This is a genomic window from Paenibacillus sp. VTT E-133280, from assembly GCF_002264385.1.
Taxonomy (GTDB): Bacteria; Bacillota; Bacilli; order Paenibacillales; family Paenibacillaceae; genus Paenibacillus_AQ; species Paenibacillus_AQ nitricinens.
Genome location: NZ_NFUX01000041.1, coordinates 1 through 18,327 on the forward strand (window position 1 = coordinate 1; position 18,327 = coordinate 18,327).

Below are 18,327 nucleotides of genomic sequence, written 5' to 3' on the forward strand. Positions count from 1 at the left end.
GTACGGCTGGGCTTGCGGGAGCTACGGGTGTTACCGGAGTTACTGGCGTTACTGGTGCAACCGGGGCTGGTGCAATCATTCCGTTGGCTTCCGGTGGACCTATTATTATGACTACGATTTTAGGTGGTTTGGTTGGAACAACAAGCCTTGTTGGCTTCGGAAGTTCAGCCACAGGCATTTCTCTTGTTGGCGGGAATATAGATTTGACAGGTACAGTTCTTGGACCTCTTATCAACTTTGCATTCTCGACTCCGCGTGCTGGAGTGATAACATCCCTTGCTGCTTACTTCAGTAATACCATAGCTCTATCACTTATTGGTACTACTGTAACTGTGACAGCACAATTGTACCAATCTGCCACACCAAATAACACATTCACTCCTATTCCTGGAGCAATAGTACCACTGCCACCTATCACAGGCGCTATTACTCTAGGTACGTTTGTCAGCGGAGTTACAAATGGTATCGATTTTGCTGTAACACCGCAGACACGTCTGCTTATGGTATTCTCAGCTACTGCCACAGGTCTCACCCTTGTAAATACAGTCACTGGTTATGCAAGTGCTGGCTTTACAATTGTATAATCGTTAAAATCAATAAAAGCATCTGCCTATCCTTTTGAAGGAGTGACAGATGCTTTTTTTAAAAATATACGATATGCAGATTCAACTTCTAGATTTTCCGGAATCACACAAGCGCCATTAGCTACTCCACCACTGGCAATCTATTCACAACAAATATCCTTTCAGCTTACCGATAACCTCATCGATCTCCGTTTTCGTCGTATACCGTCCCACACTAAAACGAACCGCTCCCTGCCCAATACTTGCTGAGACATTCATTGCCTTTAGAACAGGCGAAATCAATGTTTCTCCAGAATGACAAGCTGAGCCTGTTGAGGCAGCCACCTCTTCTAGCGAAGCAATCACTTCGTGACCCACCGCTCCTAGAAAGCTAATGTTAAGTGTGTTGGGCAATCGTTTATGCCTATGACCGTTCAGGTGAATGTTGTCGCCAAAAACCTCCTGCAATTGGTCATAGAAATAATCCGCAATCTCTTTCACACGTTCTCTGGAAGCAGAGTCCGAAGCAAGCTCACAGGCTTTTCCTAATCCAATAATGTAAGGTGTGTTTTCAGTACCTGCTCGTCTTCCCTGCTCATGACCTGCCCCATGAATTAATGGTTCGATGTGAATGCCCTCTCGGATGTACAGTGCTCCAATCCCTTTTGGCGCATATAATTTATGACCTGCCAGCGTTAGAAAATCCACCCCTAACTCAGCCACATCGAGTACTACTTTTCCAGCGGACTGTGAAGCATCGGTATGTACAAGAACACCTCGTTCGTGGCAGACCTCGGCTATTTCTTTGATCGGCTGAATCGTGCCCGTTTCGTTGTTAGAGTGCATAATGGAGACTAGTATAGTTTGGTCTGTAAGCTGCTTTTTCACATCGTCTACCTGCACCATTCCATACGCGTCAACAGGTACATAGGTAATCGTGTAGCCCAACTGCTCCAGATACTGACACGGTTTAATTACCGCAGGATGCTCCACAGCAGACACAATAATGTGATTGCCTTTATGTCGATAGGTTTGGGCGACTCCCTTGATGACGGTATTATTCGATTCACTACCCCCACTGGTGAAAAGCACCTCTCCCGGCGCACAATTCAGGAAATTAGCCACCTGTGTTCTCGCTTGCTCGATTCCGAGTTTAGCTTCTTGCCCCAAAGAATGACTGCTTGAAGGATTGCCAAAATGACCATAAAGATAAGGAATCATAACCTCTGCTACTTCCTTATCTACAGGTGTTGTAGCGTTATAGTCTAAATAGATCATTTGTACTGAGCCTCCTCTAAACCCCTCATACATCACGATACATAAAGCTTATTAAGCCTGATTATTTTTCAAAAAAGAACGCACCGCAACCTCAGCTTCATCTAAATTGTTCACCTTAAAGGTAACTCTCTCAATGCCTTCATACTGAGTAGACGTGTAATCATATTTAGGATCATAGTAGTATTCTAACAGCAGCGCCACAGCTTCCCCGAACAAATCGGCTTGCAAGCACCGTTCGATTTCCGCCGCAATGGGGATATGAATTCGGGATTTGATACTTCGAAAGGCTGAAATACACTGTTCTTTATATTCTTCTGGACGATAATCCTTAAGGATTTGCTGCACTCTAGCTTGCAAAGGCAGTTCAATCCAAATCTGCGTTGCGGTCTCTTTTTGCTCGGTCATAAATGGAGGCATTACGACCTTCCCAATCTTCTTGCTCTCTGCTTCAAACAGTACATAAGGAGCATCCTCAAGCTTAATTAATTCTTCCAAAAGAAGACTATCGAACGTTTTCTGATTATTTGCCTGAAGTCCGATCTCGCCAAAGATAGAACCGCGGTGACCCGCCATTCCTTCCAAATCCAGAACGGGGTAGCCTTGCGCTTTCAGGCGGTGCAGCAGGTTTGTTTTGCCTGTCCCCGTATTTCCATGAATTACATAAGGCTTCGTCTTGAATTCAAAGGACTCCAGTTCATCGAGTACCCATTTACGGTAAGCTTTATAGCCGCCAATCAATCGGTAAGCGTGAATATCCATTAAAGAAAGTACAGTCGCAGTTGTACGGCTGCGCATACCTCCCCTCCAGCAGAATACAGCCTTGTCCCCTTGAATCTCAGCAAATTCTTTGACAAAGGAAGGTAGCTTCGCCGCAGCAATCTCCAAACCGCGTTCTTTCGCAGCCTGCACACTTGTCTGTTTATACAGCGTACCTACTTCAGCTCGTTCCTCATCGTCAAAAAAAGGAATGTTCAAGCTCTCTGGCAATGTCGCATCTTTATATTCAGAAGGAGATCGAACGTCGATAACGGTGATCTGCTTCTTATTCTTTAACACTCTTAGTTCTTCCAGTGTAATATCCTGAAACAATGCGCTCTCTCCTCTGGTGGCTAACTTCTTAGGTCGCCTGTAAGCTGAACTCCATCGTTATTGCGCAGCTATAACTGCAATCTGACCCGGATGTTCTTTCGTGACCTCTCCTATCAATGCCGCTTCTACACCTGCATCTACTAACTCTTTTAGCAAATCCTCACTTTGTTCAGGAGCAACAGAGATTAGCAATCCACCAGAAGTCACAGCATCACACAGAATATAGCGGCTTAATTGGTCCATCTCCTCCGGATAAAGAATACTGCCCTCCAAATGGGCAAAGTTATTCTTAGTGCCACCTGGAACAAAGCCTTGCTCCGCGAGCTCTCTTACTCTTGGCAGCATCGGTACATCCCCTTGACGAATAATCAGTCCGTGATTGCTCCCTTTTGCCATTTCCGAGGCATGTCCCAGCAGCCCAAATCCGGTAACATCTGTACAAGCATGTACATCATAGGGCTCCATGACTTCAGCCGCTTTTTTATTTAGTGTAGACATGACTGTCGTAAGGCGTGTAGTTTCTTCTGGGGATAGCTGATCCTTTTTAATAGAAGTCGTTAAGATGCCCACACCGATAGGTTTGGTCAAAATCAGCTTGTCTCCTACCTGCGCACCTGCATTCGTTCTTACTTTGTCCGGATGCACAAGGCCCGTAACAGCCAATCCAAATTTAGGCTCTTTATCGTCGATGGAATGTCCGCCCACAAGTGTTGCTCCTGCTTCCTGCACTTTATCTGCTGCACCGCGCAAAATGTCACCGAGAATGCTTTTGTCCAGAACAGAAATAGGGAAGGCCACAATATTAAGTACCGTAAGCGGCTTACCGCCCATAGCATAAATATCACTTAATGCATTGGCTGCTGCAATTTGCCCAAAGGAATAAGGGTCGTCCACGATCGGCGTGAAAAAATCAACAGTCTGCACTAATGCTAGATCATCACTTAATCGATATACTCCAGCGTCATCACTGGTATCCAGACCTACAAGTAGATCCGGATTTGGAACGGTTGGTGGCAGACTGCGAATAACCTGCATGAGATCAGCAGGACCAATTTTGCAGCCGCAGCCCCCTTTTGAAGATAATGAGGTCAATTTTATGGTTTCGGCTTGAGACATCATGACTCAGCTCCTTTAAATAGTTAATGTCGAATATCTTTAATCTTACATCAGTAGACAGCATTGTACAAAATACGAAGCTACTAAAAAAGCTGGCTCACACGTAGCATTCACTACCCTTGAGTCAGCCTTTGGTTCGAAATCCAATTCTTTAGGGAAATCTGCCCTATAGCTCTAATGAAATAGGAGTGTCCCGCATAATTTCAATGGCTGCGGGAGCACTCCTTCTTTTATCAATTTCATAGGATCAGCTAATCTGCTGAGTGCCCTGCTGCTTCTCCAAAAAACGTTGAAGAATCGCATTAAACTGCTCCGGCTGACACAGATTACTCGGATCTAATGCATTCGGGATAATCGCCAACTGCGCATGCGGCAATTGAGACACCATTTCCTTCATACAATTCACTCCAAATTCATTAAAGTCCCCTACAATACATAAAGCGGGACGGTTAAAAGCTTTTAAGCATCTGGTGTAATCCACATGGCTCGTGGCCAGCCTTTGCCGATATAACTCCCGTGGACGTTTGTCCAGCAGCCCTCTTCTAATCTCATTGTAGGCGAGACTCCAGCGCTCTCGGTACATCATCCGAATCGAAGGCAGCACCAGCTCGCTTGGGAGGTAATACATTAGCAAGCTGCAATACGCTGCCATAAGCTGTATTTTCCCTACAAGGGTTGATCCGTGGCTCCTACAGAAGCTATCCGCGACCACGATTGCTTTTACACGCTCAGGATATTGTTTGGCAATATGTTGCACGACTAAACCGCCATAGGCGATCCCAACAAAAACTGCTTCACGAACCCCCAGGTCATTTAACAGCATAATCAGATCCAGACATTGCGTTTCAATAATCTCATTAGGGGCCTCCAGGAGTTCACCTGACTTGCCATTCCCCCGTAAATCACACAAAATCACTTTATATTTATCGGAAAAGTACTCCAGTTGTGGTTTGAACATACTGTGTGTTAATCCATGTCCATGGATAAACACAACCGGAGTGCCAGTTCCATTGATTTCGTAATAGAGCGAAGTTCCGTTCAGTTTAGCGATAGGCAAAGGTAACACCTCTTTCATAATAAATTCTACGACTGTATCTGCTTATAAACGCAGCAAAAAACCACAGAGGGATTCTCTGTGGCTATTCATCACTAAACACGCCATTCATCCTCTCTCCATACGCTTACGAGGTTAGCTGTCGGATTCGGGCAGTGAGAGTTGCCCTACCTGCAAGGTTGCATGTTATGCACCCGGAACAGGATTCACCCCATAACTAGTACCGATTGTTACACTGGTTCCCAGTTGTTGGTTCCCCCGCTTTCCTTAACGGAAATTAAGCGGACTTCATATGTAATTGTCAGTTATGTGATGAATCATACTCCGTGTAAGGTTTCTTGTAAAGTTGAGCTGTGGGCAAAATAATGTTGAAAGCCATGCTTTTCATTTCATATTGAGCATACACTTCGTTTTCTCTTTCTTTTGCTCTTGTTTACTCAATATATCTAGAAAAAGCCGAGCGGACATCAGAGATCAATCCCTGAACCACTCGGCTTCTTTATACAATCATATGGCTACAACAGATCGGCGTTTTTCAATGCATGCTCCCAGCTCGGAAAAAAGAACAGCGCACTTCTCATTAGATCAGGGTCGCTTTGCTTCACTTGCTTTTTGCTGATCGAGCTTCCATCGGTTTGAAGCTTTTTGATACGAGTTAACACTTCATCAGCCTCCAAAGGAATTTCCATTGAAACACTCCTTTCTCAGTGACCTGGTTTCCCATCATTTTCTCCATAATATGCAAATTTATTCTTCATTTCCATTTCGATGGACTACACTAGCTGATAGATCGGTTGTTCAGCAATAAAATAAGTAGGAATTATTCGATATTTCTGTGCCAGAACTTCAGCTAAATATTTCATTCCTGGAGCTTCACTTTCCGCATGACCTAACATAATCAGCGCTTTTGATCTGCCTTGATGGACTGCATCCCTCACATATTCTGGAGTTTCCCATTCCGGGCCCTCGCCAGCAATGATTAAATCAAGATTGTGCTGATTAAAAAGAGGAATAGCCATCGTCCCACCTCCTCGGTAACCTACTAATATCCCCACATGTCTGCATGTCTGTGATAGATCGCCGGCAACGCGTACGTAGGGGATGCCTAGCTTTCTTTTTATATACTGAGCCGCTTCACTTACCGTCATAGCTGGAATCGATAGGATTGTAGCAGTGGGTTGCTGCTCAACCACATAGGCTGACCATTCAAGCTCTCGTAGCAAGCCCACCATGATCCCATCCGGTTGATGCCGATGCCAATAATCATGATAACGAAAAATAGCCAGTTCAGAACGCTCAATTAAACTCAGTTTTGAATGATAAACAGGGTCATTCTCTAACCACTCGCTCGGATCATGATGACTGTAAAACAACCCTTCATGCGTGATCAACAAATTGGCGTTCATAGCAATCGCTCGTTCCACAACATATTGCGTAGCGCAAAATGCCGTAACCATCCCTGTAATCACCGTTTCCGGATTCCCCGGCTTTAGAGTATCTACAGTTCCATCTATTTGTTCCACAGTTCCCATTAAATCTTCCAGAATCGTTCTAATTGTCACACTCACTTTCATCCGCCCTTTGAGATCTATTCTACTAATCTATCAACGTATAAATAACCCGCCCTTAATCGATATAAGGACGGGTTCACAGTTCATTATTTGAGCAGCTTGCCCACTCTATGATTTCATTTCAGAGGCGATCATTCGATGGAAAGCTGGCTTCGGCTTATGCCCTTCATCGAATAGGAACGGCCAGTTCTTCCGTCCACGAACAGGGAAATCATCCAGCCAAGTATAGTCATCTGCTGCTCCCCAGAACGTGACCGAGCTAATCACGTCACGGTATTCTTTCAGCAGGGCAAACATCGCTTCATATCGTTCTGCCTGCAGTTCAAGCATATCAGTTGGTGCAGCCCTTAGATCCTTACGTTTGTCATCGAAACGGAACATGGATACATCCAGCTCTGTCAGTTGGAGCTGAAGTCCTAAGGATGCATATTTCTCAATAGCTGCACGGATATCATCTAGACTAGGATCGTATAAATTCCAGTGTGCCTGCAATCCGACGCCATGGATCGGCACATCCTGCTCCAGCAGTGACTTCACCAGTTCATAAATTTTGTCACGTTTTAGTGGATGGGATTCATTATAGTCATTGTAGAATAATATTGCCTTAGGATCAGCTTCATGGGCGAATTCAAACGCTTTGGCGATAAAATCCGGGCCCACAATGTCGAGCCACTTGGAATGGCGAAGAAGCTCTTCTCCTTCATCGGCTATAACTTCATTGACAACATCCCAAGCATAAATATCTTCCTTATAACGCCCTACTACGGTCTGAATATGTGATTTAACTCGTGAGAGCAAAGTTTCTTTACTTACAGATCCACCATTTTTATCCTCAAACAGCCAATCTGTAGTCTGGTTGTGCCAGATCAAGGTATGTCCACGCATCGCCATATCATATTTCCGGGCGAAGGCAACCAGCTGGTCTGCCGTCTTAAAATTATAAATGTCCTCAAGCGGATGCAGACTTTCAAACTTCATCTCATTTTCAGCGGTGATACTATTAAAATGATAGGCAAGTAAATGCTCCTGTGATTGGATCGTCAATGGGTTGACGGCTGCGCCAATTTTGAAATCCTTAGCGAACACTGTCTTTAATGCAGGCTCAGTAAAATCACTAGCTTGTCTCAACAAGTTCCCTCCTAACAAACGCAATTATATTCCGTGTTCGACTTATTAAGACCGATAATCAAACCAATCAAAGCAGGCAGGTAGCTCAGCCACTTGACCATGACCTGACGCGTATAAGCCGATAAGAACACCCGTAAATCCGTTTCCTTTTACAGCTTGAGGAGATAATGGGTAGGCTAGAGCCTTAGATAGCTCAATCCACTCCTGCCCATCCAAAGCGTACAATAAGGTATATTCGGTTAGCTCCGCTCGAATTTTCAAATAAAGATGTCCAGCTGTCGTTGGAACCTCTGCCGCCACCTGTGTTATTCCATCAACGGTTAAACAAGCTACGATTACTCTTTGTCCATTTCTTTGCGATAGAGCAATCTCATAATGTGCATTCTCATCCAATCTGGCGCAAAGCCCAGCCTCGTCACCGTCCCTACTTGGGTTAAACTCCAGTAGTGTGCTCCATTCTGCTGAAGTATGCTGCTGTCTTCTACCTATAAAAGCCACCTGTCCGATATCACTAAGACCTTCAGGTTGACCCCGAAGAGACAGCCATCCCGGACGTTCCTCTAAAGACCAGCTTGCCTCAGCAGGATTACGGAGAAAGGCTAATGACAAGGGTAAGACTTCGTCATCAAAGTCATATCTTCCGCTTGAAGCAGGTTTAGGAGAGGAACCAGGAACCCGCGGCACCTTCATTTCCAATCCTACAATATCTTCATTATTATCAATCATCGGCCATCCGTCTTCATTCCACGTTACAGGGGCAAGAAAAGTTTCTCTTCCTAGTACGGTATACTTGTATTCCATTAGTCTTACGCCAAGAAACACGGCCCACCAATCCCCGTTCTGATCTTCAATCAGATCGGCATGCCCTAAATATTGAATGGGACTCTCGGTTTGACTATGCGTTAATATTGGATGTGGTAATCGTTCGAACGGTCCATATGGAGAGGAGCTGCGGCCAACGATCTCCCGATGCTCCTTCGCCGTTCCTCCTGAAGCCGTCATGATATAATACATTCCATTTATTCGGTACAAATGTGGCCCTTCCGTCCAAGGTCCACCATCCCCAGTCCAGATGACAACAGGTTCTGTTAATGCTGCTCCCGTAGCAATATCTATCTCATATTGGATGGCATGAGAGTCATAATCTGCTCCCTGCTGGGTGGTTACATATACCTTTCCATCCTCATCAAACATTAGGGAAGGGTCAATGCCCCCATAAGGAATAAGAATTGGATCGGACCACGGACCCGCCGGGTCCGTAGCCGTAACATAGAAGTTCCCCTTCCCGTGTACCTCGGTCGTTATCATATAGAAGGTTCCATCATGATAACGAATGGTTGGTGCAAATATTCCTCCAGAGCTCTTGCTTTTACGTGTATCTAGCTGACTTATACGATCCAGCACATGACCTATTTGTGTCCAGTGAATCAAATCCTGACTATGAAAAATAGGTACGCCAGGAAAATACTCGAAAGAGCTGCAAACTAAATAGTAGTCATCCCCTGCCCGAGTGATGCTTGGATCGGGATAGAAGCCCGGAAGTATTGGATTTGAATATGTGATTGAAGATGGGGTCATATTTTAACAAACAACCTTTCCATTCCCATTACTCAATAGTGATAGTAAGCTACTTATTCCTTCACGCTACCTACGTTCAATCCGACTACAAAATACTTTTGCAAGAATGGATAGACTATCAAAATTGGAACCGAAGCAACGATAGTAACAGCTGCCCGTATGGACATTGGAGTAACTAACTGCGCCGACTCCGCATTCATCCCTGCCCCGTTGGCTACACTAGGGTTACTATTCGCATTCATACTAGATGATATCAGCTTCATTAATTCATACTGCAATGTGCTCAAGTTCTGGCGGGAAGAGGTGTAGATAAAAGCATCAAACCATGCGTTCCATGCACCTACTGCAACAAAAAGGGCGATCGTAGCCAGTACCGGTTTACATAACGGGAAGACGACTCTCATGAAGATTTTAAATTCCCCAGCACCATCAATTCTCGCCGATTCCAAGAGACTTTCTGGCAAGGTACCAATATATGTGCGGATAACGATCATATTAAACGCACTTATCATAGTAGGTACGACGTATACCCAAAACGTATTGAGCAAATGAAGATCTTTAATCAGGAAATAGTTCGGAATAAGTCCCGCATTAAAATACATAGTAAGAACAAATACCACGGTGATCAGCTTACGGAAAACATATTCTTTCCGGCTTAACGTATAAGCAAGCATTGTGGTTAAAAAGAGATTCAGGATCGTCGATATTACTGTCCGTGCAACAGAAATCCAAAAGGCATCATAAATGGTACCTGAAGCGAACACTGCTTTATAGTTCTGTAAAGTCCACTGTCTAGGCCACAGGTAAATGCCACCACGGATGGTATCGTTCCCCGCGTTTAACGAGACTGCTATCGTATTCAGAAACGGATACAAGGTAACAATAACTAGACAAATCATAAATACTGTATTGAAGGTGCCGAACAATACTGGTTCGATCCCCCTATTTCTCATGCGAGTTCCAACATTACTTTTTGGAGATTTTTGAGGAATCAATTGAGTTTTTTCCATAATTATAACAGCCTCTCTTCCCCAAGCCGTTTCGAAGTCCAGTTTGCTAATAGTAGCAACGTTATACTTACGACTGTTTTGAAAATACCACCCGCAGTGGCTAAGGAATAATTCCCTTGTGCAATCCCGTATTTCAATACAAATATATCAATCGTCTCCGACCAGTCTACAACAAGCCCGTTTCCTAACAAGTACTGAACTTCAAATCCGGCTTCCAGTACATGACCTACGGACATTATCAACAGGATTACAATGGTTGATTTAATTCCCGGCAAGGTTACATTGAACATTTTTCTGTACCGGTTAGCCCCATCAATCTCAGCAGCCTCATATAAAGCTGGATCAATAGAAGCAATAGCAGCCAAGTAGATGATTGTACTCCATCCAACCTCTTTCCAGACGTGTGAAGCCCCCACAATACCCCAGAAATACTTCCCTTCACTCAACCAAAGGATCGGTGAATCAATAAGATGTAATTTCATCAGTACGATGTTGATAATCCCGTCATTAACCGAGAGGGAGGTAGCTACAATTCCTGTTACAATAATCCAAGACAGAAAGTGGGGCAAGTAAGATATGGTCTGCACGGCTCTCTTCCAGATCACATTTTTGATTTCATTCAGCAGCAAAGCAAGTATTATCGCAGTTGTAAAACCTAAAATCAGATTAATGATACCCATCGCAAGCGTATTGCGTAGTACCCTCAAAAAGTTATCGTCTGTAAAAAGAAACTTGAAATGCTTAAATCCAACCCATGTTTGTTCGCTAAAAGCGCGGGCCGGTTTATAATCCTGAAAAGCCATAGTCCATCCCCAGACTGGGACGTAAGCAAAAAGAACGATATAAAGTGTCAAAGGCAAAGACATCCAAATCAATTGCTTCTGATTCTTGATCAAAGACCAAGTAACAGGCTGTTTCTTTTTTCTTTTAGGATGCCGGTCAACTTTTTTCCCTGCTAAGATCTCATCCATATATAGTAATCTCCCCACGCAATCCTATATTTCAGTAGGCGGAAGGCTTAATAGCCTTCCACCTGCTGATCTTATTCATAGAATTTCTGCTTATTTACTCCACTTTTCAATTCTCCATTTAATTTGCTCGTTGATTTTATCTTCATAGGCTTTGACATTAGCTTTGCCGATTTCTGATACATACTCGCTCCAAGCAGAATCAAATTCGGATGGTTTAGCCAAAATTACTTTTGGCAGATACTTGGTGGACGTATCATTGATCTTGGTGTTAGCCACTTTAGCGTCAGAGCCTTCTACTAAATCAATAGACCAGGCTGGGTAAGCTACAGGATTGGCAGGAGGTTCACTGAAGAAATCTACATAACTATTAAATCCGTAAGCATCAAGAACTTCTTTGTCGAACGGCTTCAGACCCGCCTTATATTCTTCAGGCTGTGCAGCAGCATCTGTCGCATTGCCGTCACTATAGCTACCTTCTATCTTAGGTGCAAAGTCCATGAATTTTTTGGCTTTATTAGCCAACTGCCATGTAGCATCAGCAGCTTGATCGCGTTGCTCTTGCGTTCTCATAAATCTGCCATTCTCAACGATGTAATCTTCTCCTTCAATTCCCCAAGAGAGGACCTTCTGCCAATCTTCTTGTATCAGCGTATCCAGAAGCTTGATAATTTTCACTGGATCTTTAGCATTCACACTGATCCCGAAACCGTTATTCAAGTTAAGAACGGCAAGATCACGATAATAATCTTTTGTCGCTGTATCATATACAAGCGGCAGTCCTACATAAGTTCTTTCGATCTTCCCTTGCGTGGTAAGGGAATCTTCTGCGGCATTGAAGTTCCAGTGTTGATCAAACATTCCGAGAACAGTACCACTGGACAATTTCGCCATGTATTGGTCATAGTTCTGTACGAAAGCTTCTTTATCGATCAGACCCTGTGCATTCACTTCGTTAAGTTTTTTATAATATTGCTTAGCATAATCTTTATCCGCAAATAGCTCTGCTACACCATCCTTAACCACAACTCCACCATCATTCGGATGACCAATCAGGTGCTGAGGAGCGTTAAAGAGACCCCAGTTTCTCCAGTCGTTATTAAGGATTTCAAATCCGATAGTTGGACTTCCATCAATCGTTGGGTACTTTTCTTTATATTTGGCAATGAGGTCGAAATACTCATCCAGTGTTTGGACCTTTGGATAACCAAACTCCTTAAGAATCGCCTTTTGAATCCAGAATGCTGGTCCTGAATACCAAGAGCTGTTTACTTTACCGTTATAGACGCCATAGTTAGGCAGAACATAGATATGACCGTCATTTGGGTCCTTCATCATGTTCCAGTAATCTGCATAATGCGCTTTCAAATTTGGTGCGTACTCTTCTATCAAATCTTCCAGCGGAATAAATGCACCTGCTCCTGTTAACTTGGTATTACCTGTCATCAAATCAGGATAGTCCTGACCTGCAATCATAACTCCAAGCTTCTGGTTGATATCCCCTGCCAAAAACTCAAAATTAAAAGAGGCACCTGTTTCTTCTTTGATTTTCTTGTAGATTTTGTTATCCGGAGTTGGCTGTTGGCCCGCCTCGCCTATGAAAATACTAACTTCAAATGGTTCAATCTTCTTGTCATCTGTTCCAGCAGCAGTAGTTGCAGCGGTTGTTTCTGCCGGTTTATTCTCCCCCTTAGCAGTGGTATTATTGTTATTGTTTCCACCGCATCCTGCCAAGGTAAAACTCAGAGATAACACTGCAATCAGACTAAGTTTGAACTTTGATATTGACTTGCCCCCCATAAAGCACCTCCATATTTTGTTGGTGTAGCGATATTGTAAGCCCTTACAAGTTAAATTATAGAGGTGATAATGTACTGAGAATACGCCAGAACTAAAGGTATACCCCCAAAAAGTTTAGGTGTTCTGATGTTTAAATTCATTAGGGCTCATATGCATCTTTTTTTCAAATTGTTTGAGGAACTGGCTATAATTGGAGTAGCCTACTTTCTCTGCGATTTCACTGTTTTTCAGCTTGCCATGTTGAAGTAAACGTGTGGACTCCTTAATCCGGAGGTCATGCAGCTGCTCATTAAAATTAATGCCATTTTTCTTGATCAATAATTGTCCCAGATACACTGGATGCAGGAAGAATACCTCGGACAGCTTTTTAATCGTAAGATTTTCACGAAAATGCTGTTCAATATAGTTGTTAATTTCCTGCACAATCCCCTGCGATCTTTGGCTTTGTTCTCTTAGAAGAATATCAATACTTGCCTCACCACATGCTAGTAAATTTCGCATTAAATCGTTCAACTTCATCATCGAATCCCGCACTTCAGGGATTGTTATTTGAGTTAACAAGGATGACACCTGAACTTCACTAGCTTCCGAAGTAAACTCAACAATCTTATACATAATATGAATAACGATCTTCTTCACAACCTCTGGAGCGATGCGCATCTCACGAAAACTGCGGGAGGCTAAGCCCACAGCTTGTTTAAAGCCTTTTGTATCCAATGTATTAATAGCTCTCATTAAGTCATCCATCAGTTTAATTTGATCATAGTGATAGCTGAACTGACTATCCTTGGTTCCCTGATAGGTCAAGAACCCCGAATGATCAGAATTATAAAAATAATACATTAACGCTTCTTTCGCCGTTCGATAACTATTCGCAATTTGAAGCAAGGAACTCTCACTAGCCCCTACTGCAATATACATGGCTTGCATAGGGTGTTCATTCAACAAGGGAGATATTGTAGGGTATATAGCAGCACCCTCATCAGACTCCGAGGGATACCCGTATACGATGCCAAAGCAATAGGTCTCCAGATCAATCAGAAACATCGATTCCGTATTCGTTAGGAGAGCTACCGCCTTCTCTCTTATTTCCGTATACATCGTCGGGTCTGTCTGTAGTAAACAAATATTCCAAAGGCTTTTGCCTTCCGATAAACCGGTAAGTACTGTATAATCCGATTTATCTTCCGCTTTCTCATTCAGAATACGCTTAAGAAGAGAGACAACTTCCTCAGAGGTTGCCATTTGATTTAAGCTTCGCTTCTCTTTTTCCTGTTCTAACTCCTGATATATCTCCTTCAGTTCTTCTGCCGCCTCTTCTTCGAAAAGCGGCTTCATCAGATAATGATTAATGCCGTAGCGTATAGCCGTCTTAGCATATTCAAACTCACTATAACCGCTTAGTATGGCAAACTTAATCTTCTTAGTCTCTTCTTGCTGCCAGGCTGCAACCATCTCCAGGCCATTCATCAGCGGCATATTTACATCTGTAATTACAAGATCCGGCAGAAGCTGCTTCATTAACTGTAAGCCCTCTTTGCCATTACTGGAGGTTCCACACACCTCAAAGCCAAGCGCCTGCCAGTCTATCCATAATTGCATCCCCTCAAGAGCGCTAGGCTCATCATCGATCAATAACACTTTATATTTCATAAGCTCCCTCACCTTCTAGCTATTTTTTCGTTCCAGGAGCTTTAGCGGAATACCAAACGTGACAACAGTTCCTTCATTTGGGACGCTGTTGATTTCAAAGCGAACCTGATCATCATAATATAACTCCAGTCTGCGATACACGTTGCGAATTCCGATATTCGTTCCTGAGGAGGCTTCTTCATTTTGAACATTAAATAATATTTGTTTAAGCTGGCCCGGTTCGATCCCTTTGCCATTATCAGAAATCGTAACTTGCAAACGGCCATCCACAATTTCCGTCTTAACTTTAATGATGCCGATTCCTTCTATGGTCTGCAGGCCATGTTTACAGGAATTTTCTACTAACGGCTGCATGCTTAGCTTCGGAATTTTATATTGTAGCGACTGCTCATCGATCTCAAATTGATATTCAAATTTATCCCTGAACCGGAACTTCTCAATTTTTAAATACATCTCAATAAAGGTCATTTCCTCTTCCAATGTGACGAGATCTTCCTTCCAGCTAAGCAGTCTTCTAAGCAATTTCGATAAGCTCTTAATGATATCCGTTACATCCGAGTAATTATTTTTGGTACATACCACTAGGATAGCGTTTAACGTATTAAATAGAAAATGAGGATTCATCTGACTTTGCAGAAAATTCAGTTCAGCCCTTACCCTTTCCATTTCCAGACTATTCTTCTGAATCTCCAGCTTGTATACATCATTGATCAGAGAATTAATTCTAGTGGTCATCATGTTAAAATTACGTATCAATCCGCCAATCTCATCCTGACCTTCATCGATTCGAATCAAATCGAATTTCTCATTTGTTACCTTCTGCATATGCCTCGACAACCGTTTTACCCGATAATTGTAGGATCTCAACATCACATATAAAAAGGCGGTAGTAAGCAAGGTTACTATGGAGGCCAGAACACCTGCATAAATTCGAATTTCCAGTATTGCTTGAGCAATACGCTCCCCTTGTGTAACCCCTATAATTCGCCAGCCTTTTATATAACTGGCCCCGCCAACCGACACAATATGTACATCTTCCTTGCGTTCATCATCAAGTAGCTTGAACACCGGATAAGGATCTTTCGTCCCTCTCTGATATCCGCTCAGTGCAGACATAATGATTTCATCCTGCTCATTCACCAGATAAAGACTCAAATAATCCTTTTCTCTAATAATGACGTCATATATTTTACTGAGATCCAAGTCGATTCTAAGCAGCTTCTCAAATGTATTCAATGAGCTGTATACGTCCATTCGTTCAATTACGCTCAAATAGGGGGCAGTAGAAGCCACATTGGGGGCCTCGCTCATATGATAAGCAGCAAGAAACACATGTTTATTCGCAACTCTGAACTGCTTGTACCATTCGCTCTCCTTTACCTTGTCAGTGATGACCTGATAGTTGCTGCCGGAAACAATGGATTCATTATTCGTAAATACAGTAATCCGTTCAAGCTGATTGTTAACTGGCATATAACTGTTCATCCGGCCTCGAAGCTGTTCGTCGAAGGTGTCATAAAATTCAATAGAGTTCCCATACCTCCGCTCTAACAATTCATACAGATTCTTATCTGAGGAAAGCGTGTAGCTGACTGCTACTCCACCCTCAATGAAATCTTGAATATCCTTTCTGGCTCTCTCTAAAGATATTTCTAAGTTCTGCTGTTCTCTAGATTTGATCAAATCGGAAATCCGGTCCAAAAAAACAAGGTTGATAATAATAATAGGGAGGAGGACACCTATAATGTAAATGAGGGAAAATTTATAGTTCAGTGGAATGTCATTCACTACTTTTCTAAATCTAAATTTCTTTCTTTCCATATGAACACCTTGCTTCCCCTAGAGCTAATGGTTTTTATTTTCATTTTTATAGACGGATGGTACTACCCCTACAAGCAGCTTGAACTTATCAATAAAATAGTCTGTGTTTGAGAATCCCACCTGCACCGCTATATCCGATATTTTCAGTTGCGTTCTCTTAAGCAGACTTTTGGCTTCCTCAATCCTTTTGGCATTTAAATATTCACTAAAGCCCTGACCCGTTTGTTTCCTGAATAGCTGTCCCAAATAGGTAGAATTGATATGAAATTGCCGTGCTAAGTCCTGAAGCTTCAATTTATTCCGAAATTCACGATCCACATACTGAATCACCTTGTAAATCGTATTTCGTTCATTCTGCTGCTCTAATTCAGATAGATAGACTGTCGCCAGCGTACACAGACTTTGAACATAGCGGCTTAATACCAAATAATCATTTAATTCACCTAGATTCCCATACTCTAGCTGAAGCTTTGTCATCATCGTATCCGGTACACCATTCATTTGGGCAATATGTGTACAGATCGTAAGCTCCAAATTAGCCACTTGGGCTTGCACGACCTCAATCGTCAACTGATACTCTACAAAAGAGGCAAACGCTTCTTTTACACATGGCTGGATCTGTTCTATATCATTCGCCAAGACTTTATCCAGCAGCCGCTTGAAGTGATCCTCATGATGTTCTTTCTTCTTTAGGATTCCAAGCTCACAATAATAAAAGATTCCATTCTTTTGCTGATGTTTCTTTCGTTTCCATACATCAAGTGCCTGCGTATAGATTTCTCGAATCGAACATACCCCTATCAATCTAGTGCTAATCGCTAGGAGAACCGGTTCATGAAATTGTTCAGCGATATCCGAACAAATCTGGTTGACGATCGCGTCCAGATTCTCATTTCCTATAGTAGCTGACTGAAGAATGATCCCTGTTCTTCCCGATCGATCTTGAAAGAAACTAGTACATTCCTTGGGAAAATAGTCAATGATCCGTGGCTGGAATGGATTCATAGACGTGGCTGGTTCGATAAGAATACACATTAACTCTGCATTCACTTGAATGTTCAATGTGCTCCGGGTTAGATGCTCTAAATTTTCGTTATACTCACCTTGAATTAGACGGTTGGCGATATTGTTTACGATAAAAAATTGCTTCTTATCAAACGCCTCATTGGAAGCGATTTCATTTTGGATCATAGGCGTAATCCTGCTTAATAAAGAATCGATTTCTTCATCATCAATAGGCTTTAATAAATAGTCATTCACTCGTTGTTGCAATGCCGTACGTGCATAATTAAAGTCGTCATACCCGGTCAACACCACAAATTTCGGAGGATTTGGCATCACTTCATTTAACTGTGCGATAAGCTCTAGTCCGTTTATAACCGGCATATTAATGTCTGTTAAGACCAATTCCGGTTTATATTCCTGAATAAGTCTCATCGCTTCTGAGCCATTTTGAGCTTCAGCACACACTTCAAAGCCATATTTCCCCCAGTCAATCATCGTTCTCAGCCCTTCAAGTACCCAGGGTTCATCATCCACGATCAGAACCTTCAGCATGATTTTCGCTCCAATCTTCTTAAAATAAGGCTGCGTTTTCTTATGAAAATATATATTATGCTATCATAATTGGATATTGTTGTGAATTCATAAATTTTCCTTCTTTTGATTAAAACAGTACTTTGGAGCCTGAAAAAAACA

The 18,327-nt window shown here is 42.7% G+C and carries 15 protein-coding genes and 1 riboswitch; of the genes, 1 reads left to right on the plus strand and 14 read right to left on the minus strand.

Annotated elements, in window-relative coordinates:
- Positions 1-584, plus strand: a 584-nt coding sequence (locus CA600_RS17760) for an exosporium glycoprotein BclB-related protein (RefSeq protein ID WP_306440405.1), incomplete at its 5' end; no start/stop codon positions are given.
- 144 nt (positions 585-728) lie between these two features.
- On the opposite strand, the gene CA600_RS17765 is transcribed toward CA600_RS17760, so the two are convergent.
- From CA600_RS17765 to CA600_RS17825, 14 genes are all read right to left on the minus strand, one after another.
- On the minus strand, positions 729-1,841 hold the full coding sequence (locus CA600_RS17765; RefSeq protein WP_094871795.1) for a cysteine desulfurase family protein: 1,113 nt from the start codon (positions 1,839-1,841) through the stop codon (positions 729-731).
- 51 nt (positions 1,842-1,892) lie between these two features.
- Positions 1,893-2,930 (minus strand): tRNA 2-selenouridine(34) synthase MnmH, encoded by a 1,038-nt coding sequence (gene mnmH / locus CA600_RS17770; protein ID WP_094871797.1) that lies wholly within the window; start codon positions 2,928-2,930, stop codon positions 1,893-1,895.
- Positions 2,931-2,987: 57 nt separating this feature from the next.
- Positions 2,988-4,046: a selenide, water dikinase SelD gene (gene selD / locus CA600_RS17775; protein ID WP_094871799.1), complete on the minus strand. Its 1,059-nt coding sequence runs from the start codon at positions 4,044-4,046 to the stop codon at positions 2,988-2,990.
- Positions 4,047-4,293: 247 nt separating this feature from the next.
- Positions 4,294-5,103, minus strand: a complete 810-nt coding sequence (locus CA600_RS17780; protein WP_179281653.1) for an alpha/beta fold hydrolase — start codon at positions 5,101-5,103, stop codon at positions 4,294-4,296.
- Positions 5,104-5,208: 105 nt separating this feature from the next.
- Positions 5,209-5,394: riboswitch (cyclic di-AMP (ydaO/yuaA leader) on the minus strand.
- A 221-nt stretch (positions 5,395-5,615) separates the two neighbouring features.
- A complete protein-coding gene (locus CA600_RS31290) occupies positions 5,616-5,789 on the minus strand; it encodes a hypothetical protein (protein WP_179281654.1) in 174 nt (57 codons plus the stop codon).
- A gap of 84 nt (positions 5,790-5,873) precedes the next feature.
- On the minus strand, positions 5,874-6,668 hold the full coding sequence (locus CA600_RS17785) for a Nif3-like dinuclear metal center hexameric protein (RefSeq protein ID WP_179281655.1): 795 nt from the start codon (positions 6,666-6,668) through the stop codon (positions 5,874-5,876).
- Positions 6,669-6,779: 111 nt separating this feature from the next.
- Entirely contained in the window at positions 6,780-7,799 is a 1,020-nt protein-coding gene (locus CA600_RS17790) for an endo-1,4-beta-xylanase (RefSeq protein ID WP_094871803.1), read from the minus strand.
- 45 nt (positions 7,800-7,844) lie between these two features.
- Positions 7,845-9,377: a glycoside hydrolase family 43 protein gene (locus CA600_RS17795; protein WP_094871805.1), complete on the minus strand. Its 1,533-nt coding sequence runs from the start codon at positions 9,375-9,377 to the stop codon at positions 7,845-7,847.
- A 53-nt stretch (positions 9,378-9,430) separates the two neighbouring features.
- Positions 9,431-10,330: a carbohydrate ABC transporter permease gene (locus tag CA600_RS17800; RefSeq protein ID WP_094871852.1), complete on the minus strand. Its 900-nt coding sequence runs from the start codon at positions 10,328-10,330 to the stop codon at positions 9,431-9,433.
- Positions 10,331-10,389: 59 nt separating this feature from the next.
- Positions 10,390-11,358 carry an ABC transporter permease gene (locus CA600_RS17805; protein ID WP_094871806.1) on the minus strand — a complete coding sequence of 323 codons (969 nt, stop codon included), beginning with the start codon at positions 11,356-11,358 and terminating at the stop codon, positions 10,390-10,392.
- Between the two features lie 90 nt (positions 11,359-11,448).
- Positions 11,449-13,155, minus strand: a complete 1,707-nt coding sequence (locus CA600_RS17810) for a sugar ABC transporter substrate-binding protein (protein ID WP_094871808.1) — start codon at positions 13,153-13,155, stop codon at positions 11,449-11,451.
- Between the two features lie 114 nt (positions 13,156-13,269).
- Positions 13,270-14,808: a response regulator transcription factor gene (locus CA600_RS17815; RefSeq protein WP_094871809.1), complete on the minus strand. Its 1,539-nt coding sequence runs from the start codon at positions 14,806-14,808 to the stop codon at positions 13,270-13,272.
- A 15-nt stretch (positions 14,809-14,823) separates the two neighbouring features.
- Positions 14,824-16,629, minus strand: coding sequence for a sensor histidine kinase (locus CA600_RS17820; RefSeq protein ID WP_094871811.1), 1,806 nt, complete (start codon positions 16,627-16,629; stop codon positions 14,824-14,826).
- A gap of 24 nt (positions 16,630-16,653) precedes the next feature.
- Entirely contained in the window at positions 16,654-18,186 is a 1,533-nt protein-coding gene (locus tag CA600_RS17825; protein ID WP_094871812.1) for a response regulator transcription factor, read from the minus strand.
- Positions 18,187-18,327 lie beyond the last annotated feature (141 nt).

Coding starts and splice junctions, on each gene's coding strand:
- CA600_RS17765 (WP_094871795.1), bottom strand. CDS start 1,841: ATGATCTATTTAGACTATAACGCTACAACACCTGTAGATAAGGAAGTA.
- selD (WP_094871799.1), bottom strand. CDS start 4,046: ATGTCTCAAGCCGAAACCATAAAATTGACCTCATTATCTTCAAAAGGG.
- CA600_RS31290 (WP_179281654.1), bottom strand. CDS start 5,789: ATGGAAATTCCTTTGGAGGCTGATGAAGTGTTAACTCGTATCAAAAAG.
- CA600_RS17795 (WP_094871805.1), bottom strand. CDS start 9,377: ATGACCCCATCTTCAATCACATATTCAAATCCAATACTTCCGGGCTTC.
- CA600_RS17800 (WP_094871852.1), bottom strand. CDS start 10,330: ATGAGAAATAGGGGGATCGAACCAGTATTGTTCGGCACCTTCAATACA.
- CA600_RS17805 (WP_094871806.1), bottom strand. CDS start 11,358: ATGGATGAGATCTTAGCAGGGAAAAAAGTTGACCGGCATCCTAAAAGA.
- CA600_RS17810 (WP_094871808.1), bottom strand. CDS start 13,155: ATGGGGGGCAAGTCAATATCAAAGTTCAAACTTAGTCTGATTGCAGTG.
- CA600_RS17815 (WP_094871809.1), bottom strand. CDS start 14,808: ATGAAATATAAAGTGTTATTGATCGATGATGAGCCTAGCGCTCTTGAG.
- CA600_RS17820 (WP_094871811.1), bottom strand. CDS start 16,629: ATGGAAAGAAAGAAATTTAGATTTAGAAAAGTAGTGAATGACATTCCA.
- CA600_RS17825 (WP_094871812.1), bottom strand. CDS start 18,186: ATGCTGAAGGTTCTGATCGTGGATGATGAACCCTGGGTACTTGAAGGG.